This window comes from Flavihumibacter sp. CACIAM 22H1, from assembly GCF_001601815.1.
In the GTDB taxonomy this organism is placed as follows: Bacteria; Bacteroidota; Bacteroidia; order Chitinophagales; family Chitinophagaceae; genus Flavihumibacter.
In genome coordinates this window covers 14,036-19,466 of sequence record NZ_LUKG01000088.1, presented here as the reverse complement: position 1 = coordinate 19,466, position 5,431 = coordinate 14,036, and the positions used below count along the sequence as shown (strand labels likewise).

At 43.9% G+C, this 5,431-nt stretch carries 6 protein-coding genes and 1 tRNA gene; 3 read left to right on the top strand and 4 right to left on the bottom strand.

The genetic code is table 11. From position 1 onward, the window contains the following. Window positions 1-96: 96 nt before the first annotated feature. From A1D16_RS18555 to A1D16_RS18540, 4 genes are all read right to left on the bottom strand, one after another. Window positions 97-507: a hypothetical protein gene (locus A1D16_RS18555; RefSeq protein ID WP_290712277.1), complete on the bottom strand. Its 411-nt coding sequence runs from the start codon at window positions 505-507 to the stop codon at window positions 97-99. A gap of 81 nt (window positions 508-588) precedes the next feature. Continuing rightward, the gene (locus A1D16_RS18550; RefSeq protein ID WP_290712275.1) at window positions 589-1,038 is read right to left on the bottom strand and encodes a RidA family protein; all 450 of its coding nucleotides are present in this window, start codon (window positions 1,036-1,038) and stop codon (window positions 589-591) included. A 778-nt stretch (window positions 1,039-1,816) separates the two neighbouring features. After that, window positions 1,817-2,593, bottom strand: a complete 777-nt coding sequence (locus A1D16_RS18545; protein ID WP_290712273.1) for a PIG-L family deacetylase — start codon at window positions 2,591-2,593, stop codon at window positions 1,817-1,819. Window positions 2,594-3,019: 426 nt separating this feature from the next. After that, window positions 3,020-3,090 (bottom strand) — tRNA-Cys (locus A1D16_RS18540). A gap of 87 nt (window positions 3,091-3,177) precedes the next feature. Between A1D16_RS18540 and A1D16_RS18535 the strand changes: the two genes are divergently transcribed. The 3 genes from A1D16_RS18535 to A1D16_RS18525 all read left to right on the top strand — a co-directional run. After that, a complete protein-coding gene (locus A1D16_RS18535; protein WP_290712271.1) occupies window positions 3,178-4,053 on the top strand; it encodes a nucleoside phosphorylase in 876 nt (291 codons plus the stop codon). A gap of 4 nt (window positions 4,054-4,057) precedes the next feature. Then, window positions 4,058-4,843: a diaminopimelate epimerase gene (dapF, locus tag A1D16_RS18530; RefSeq protein ID WP_290712269.1), complete on the top strand. Its 786-nt coding sequence runs from the start codon at window positions 4,058-4,060 to the stop codon at window positions 4,841-4,843. A 13-nt stretch (window positions 4,844-4,856) separates the two neighbouring features. Next, window positions 4,857-5,431, top strand: a 575-nt coding sequence (locus A1D16_RS18525; RefSeq protein WP_290712267.1) for a magnesium transporter CorA family protein, incomplete at its 3' end; no start/stop codon positions are given.

The following is a 5,431-nucleotide window of genomic DNA, read 5'->3' as shown; positions in this document are numbered from 1 at the left end:
ACACATGGCGACAAGATCCGCTTTGCACCTCCCCTGATCATTACGCGGGAACAAATACAGGAAGCAGTTGCAATAATCGGGCAATGCCTGCAGCAATTATAAAAGTCCTTCGGGACTTTTTTTATTCTTCAGCTCCAGGCTGGGAACAAATGCCATGATCAGTTGTAGGATGGCGGCAATAAAATATAGGAAAAAAGCGGGTTGGCGGTCTGGACAATCACCGGCATAGCAGGTGCTGAGCATAATAAAGTTGCGAAAGGCCCAGGCCAGGTTAAAGCCCGAGAAAAAAAAATTGGCCCGTTTTGCCCAGATCCTTGGAACCAGGAAAAGCACAATGGCAATGGAAGACATGAACAGGTTTACCAGTCCGGGTTTCCCATAACGGGTACCTGCCGTGGCAAAGCCGGAAATAGTAATACTTGTATCCGGAATTTTTACCCAGGTAAGAAAGCAGCTGCCAATTACTACCAGTGCCAAAAAGGCGCCCAACTGATTTGCATATTTCATGGCTGCTAAATTAGGAAGCTTTTGGAAGACAAAAGACGCTTATTGCAAACGGCGGCTGTACTTGTAACTACCGGGCTTGTTTTATTTTGCGGGCAGATGTGCTATTAATTCAACCTCCAGTTTAGCGTTTGGCATATATAAACGAACAACCTGCACCCAGGTTGCGGCAGGGAAATCGTTTTTATAAAAAGCCTTTCTCGACTCATTAAACTGTTTCATGGCTTCTATATCGGTTGTATATAAATTCTCTTTCACGACGTGCTGAAAACTGGCGCCAAAGCTTTTGAGAGAGCGCTCGAGTGACCGGTATAAGTTAGTAATTGCCTGCGGACTAAGCTCTGTTGCCACCGCCCCGGATATATACAGCACATTATCTACTTTTACCACTTGCACATAGCCAGCTGAAGTGTCTTGTTTCAGCGGGTTATCCCAATGCCATTTCTCCTTTTTAATTTCACTGGTTTGGGCCAGGCACAAAACAGCCTGGAACAGCATTCCTATTAGTGGCAGTAGAAATTTATGTTTTGTCATTGCACTGAAAGTTTACTTGTTGTACATTTTTTATTCCCAAATAAATGCCGGGTAATTTACAAAACCGGTGCTATACATATAGACTATACAGGCTACCGGTGCCGAAATGTTTCTATCCGTTTCTTTTGACCTAAAAGCATCCAAACAGCCGCACAATAAGTCCGATTGAAAGAAAGGAGTTCATACGGGAAAAATTTCTACCCTTCCTTTTATCGGGCAAATTCTTGCTGACAAACAGGTTACAGACCAGTAAACCATTAACCAGATAATTCTTTGTGGATATACAGCCACCAACGGCTAAATTATTTCAGCTTCGCTACTTGTGTTCCCAGGAGTAGATCTGTTAATATCCGCCTGTAATTATACTTTTTTTGAACAGGTATTGCAAGAGTATAACCGGATTTTAATAAATCTCTAACCTGATCGACCTTCGAAACTTTTTATCTTAATCCTGGCTTACCGATCATTTGCTGACATCAGCTATGATATACCGACGCACTAACGATCCATATCGACTTATACCTGCCATTCCGTCGAAGAAATAAGACGAAATTTAAGATTTAGCTCCACCACCATTCTTCCTCCACCTATCCTCCACTCCAGAGAAGCTGTAAGGGAAAAATCCGCCCCAGTTGAAAGAAATACCGGTCTTAGCATGAGTTTTTGTGATAAAAAAGAATTGTAAAACCGGTGTTATTGATCTGTAGTGCAAAACCTGTACTATAGGCTTACCGGCTCACCCGCCTAGCTACTAAACCGCCGTGGTAAGCTTCGTAATTTAGTCAAAATCCTGTTTCAATCCTTTCATCACAACAAATCTTCGGAAGTAAATCGAATTAGATCGGTCTTTCAATTTTCTGGCTGCTTCTTCATTCATTTCTTCTTGGGTATACTGTGTCACATAGCAGCGCAAAGCCACTATGGCTTTTTTTACGTCTTCGGCAGTGTAGCTGATTTTTACATTAAAGTATTGTTCATTCATGTAACTTCCCGGATCTACTGATTCAGTTCCTTTTTTCCAGGCGAAATGATACAAAGGATATCTTTCAACCGATCCTTCTGCCAGAAGCAATTCCGTAACTGCAGCACCTACAACTATATGCTCTGAATGGTGTGTATCTCCATCGGGGCCTGCAGTAATTATTATATCCGGATTAATAGCAGGTATAATCAATTTAAGGGAATCCATGAATCGCTGATGCTCATTAAAATAGTTGGCAGTTCCAATTTTAGTATCTAATCTTTCTATACCCAGGAAAATCGGAGGTTCCACGCCTAACGTTTTGCAACCGCATATTGACTCTATTTTTCTTATAACACACAGGGAATCACCTTCTGGAATTTTTGTAACCCTTGTACCTGCTTTTCCATCTGTTGCTATGATCACAAAAACGCTGTTCCCTAGCCTTGTATATTTGGCAAGCACCTCACTTATAGCCGTTTCATCGTCCGGGTGTGCGCCAATAAACAGAATAATCCTTTTCTTCTCCGTGATCTGTGCATGGCAGATTAAGGAAGAAAATACTAATAGTGTAAACAAATTATTACGCAGCATGGTCTTTCAATTATTACTTATACGCAGCGGTACGGCTTTAGTTTCTACTCTTCAGGTCTCAACTTTCCTTTGCGGGATGAAAAATTCATTAAGCATTTATTCGGGGTTCTTAAGGATCATTTATGGTTCAGAAAAAGGTTTTTGCTGAAATCACAGGATCACTAAACGCGGTTGAAATTCAGCGCTGAATTGTACACAATTGTACCAGGACCGGCATTTCACTTACCGTAGAGTCACTGAATTATACTCTTTAATATAATAATTAAACAGTTTACTAGACGACAAACCGTAATTTTTAACTTGCCTCAATAAATAATTGAATGGTTAAGAGAGGATATAGCCCGTATGGCAGAAAATTCAGACCAAAGGGTAGAAAACAAAAAATCCGTATGGTCTATTTAACCTATACGGACTTTTATTTTTCTGAGGTCCCGAGCAGATTCGAACTGCTGTAGAAGCTTTTGCAGAGCTCTGCCTAACCACTCGGCCACAGGACCCTTTTTTTGAATCGGGCACGAATGTAGGATTTTTATACATTCGTTGCAAATTCCGGTAGAAAAAATTCTTATCTATAACGCCATCTCATGAAACCTATTGCATCGTCTGAACTAATTATTAATAAACGCGGCGCTGTTTACCACCTCGACCTACGTCCTGAAGAACTGGCTCCTACTATTTTAACCGTGGGCGACCCCGACCGCGTACAGGAAGTCAGCAAACACTTCGACAGTATTGAAGTCCGGCGTCAACACCGCGAATTTATCGCCCACACCGGTCAACTTGGAAACAAACGTATCACCGTCCTATCCACCGGTATCGGTCCGGATAATATAGATATCGTGCTCAACGAGCTCGACGCCCTGGCAAATATCGATTTTACCACCCGTACTATAAAACCCGAACTCAGTTCTCTGTCCATCATCCGGCTCGGCACCAGCGGCTCACTCCAGGCCGATATTCCAGTAGACGCCTTTGTAGCCGGTACCCACGGCCTGGGGATGGACAACCTGCTCCATTTTTACCGCCTCGAGCAAAATGAAGAGGAACAATTGCTGATCCAGTCCTTTATTACCCAAACCCAGGTACATAATAAAATATCGCTGCCCTATATCAGCAGCGCCTCCCCTTCCCTACTCAAACATTTTACCCAGGGCTACCACGCCGGTATTACGGTTACCTGTCCAGGCTTCTATGGGCCGCAGGGAAGGATCCTTCGCCTGGGCCTTTCCTCCCCCCAATTCGTAGACCGCCTAACAGAATTTAGTTTTGGTCAGCACAGGATCAGTAACTTTGAAATGGAAACCTCGGCTATCTACGGATTGAGCAGGTTATTAGGTCATCAGTGTTTGAGCCTCAATGCTATTGTGGCCAACCGGGTTAACCAAACTTTCTCCTCCGATGGGCAGGCAGCCGTAGAAAAATTAATCGTTCATTCACTGGAAATTATTGCAGGTATTTAACCCCATGGAAATACAATTTTACAAATACCAGGGTACAGGAAATGATTTTGTGATCCTGGATAACAGAAACGGCCGGTACAATTCCCTGAATGCAGAACAGGTTCAGTTCCTTTGCAACCGACGTTTCGGCATCGGGGCCGACGGGCTGATGTTGCTGAACGCGAAAGAAGGCTACGATTTTGAAATGAAATACTATAATTCCGATGGCCGGGAAAGCACCATGTGCGGCAATGGCGGCCGCTGCCTGGTGATGTTTGCCTACCACAGCGGAATAGTGCGCACCGTATTCCGGTTTATAGCCATAGACGGTGAACACGAGGCGGAAATTGACCCCAAAGGCCTGGTTCGCCTTAAAATGCAGGACGTTGCCCGTATTGAAGAAAACCACGGCGATTATACCCTTAACACCGGTTCTCCCCATTATGTAAAAATGGTAAACCAGGTGGGGGACTTTAATGTATTTGCCAAAGGTCGTGAAATCAGGAACCTGCCCTCCTTTCTGCCCGCCGGCATCAACGTCAATTTCGTTGAAGTGGAAGACGAACACGAAATCACCGTACGCACCTACGAACGGGGGGTGGAAGACGAAACCCTGAGCTGCGGCACCGGCGTTACTGCCAGCGCCCTGGTCAATTACCACAACGAACAGGGCTTTAACGAAGTATCGGTTACTACCCGGGGCGGTAAACTGTCGGTTGAATACGACCGCCACCGCGATGGTAGCTATACCAATATATGGCTCTGCGGCCCTGCTGAAAAAGTATTTACAGGTACCCTAACCCTTTCCTAATAAACGCCTGCCCGTGATTCAATACTTTAAAAATATCAACCACCAAACCGTTTCTATTCACAAACCGGAAGACGGCGTTTGGGTAAATATCCTCCCGCCTTTAAAACAGGAAGAATTTACCGAACTGGCAGAAGAACTGGATATTCCGCTCGACTTCCTGACCGACTCACTCGATATAGACGAAAGAACCCGTTTTGAAGAAGAAGACAATGTAAAACTGATCGTTATCAAAACCCCTACGGAAAACAATTCCTTCAATGATAGCGATGCCTTTTATATTACCATTCCAATATGTATTATCCTTACCCATAACCAGATTGTAACCGTAAATTCCTTTGAGAACGATGCCATCAAAAAATTTCTGAACACGTTTCAAAACCGGCACCCGGACAACCGCAAAAGGATGGTGCTGAAAATCATTGAAAAAGTGGTGCAGAACTATATGGAATTCCTCAAAGAAATTAACCATAAACGAAACCTGCTCGAACAAAAACTATACGATGCCAACCGGAACGAGGAATTGCTGCAACTGATGCGCATCCAGAAAAGCCTGGTGTATTTTGTAACGGCCCTGCGCAGCAATGAATT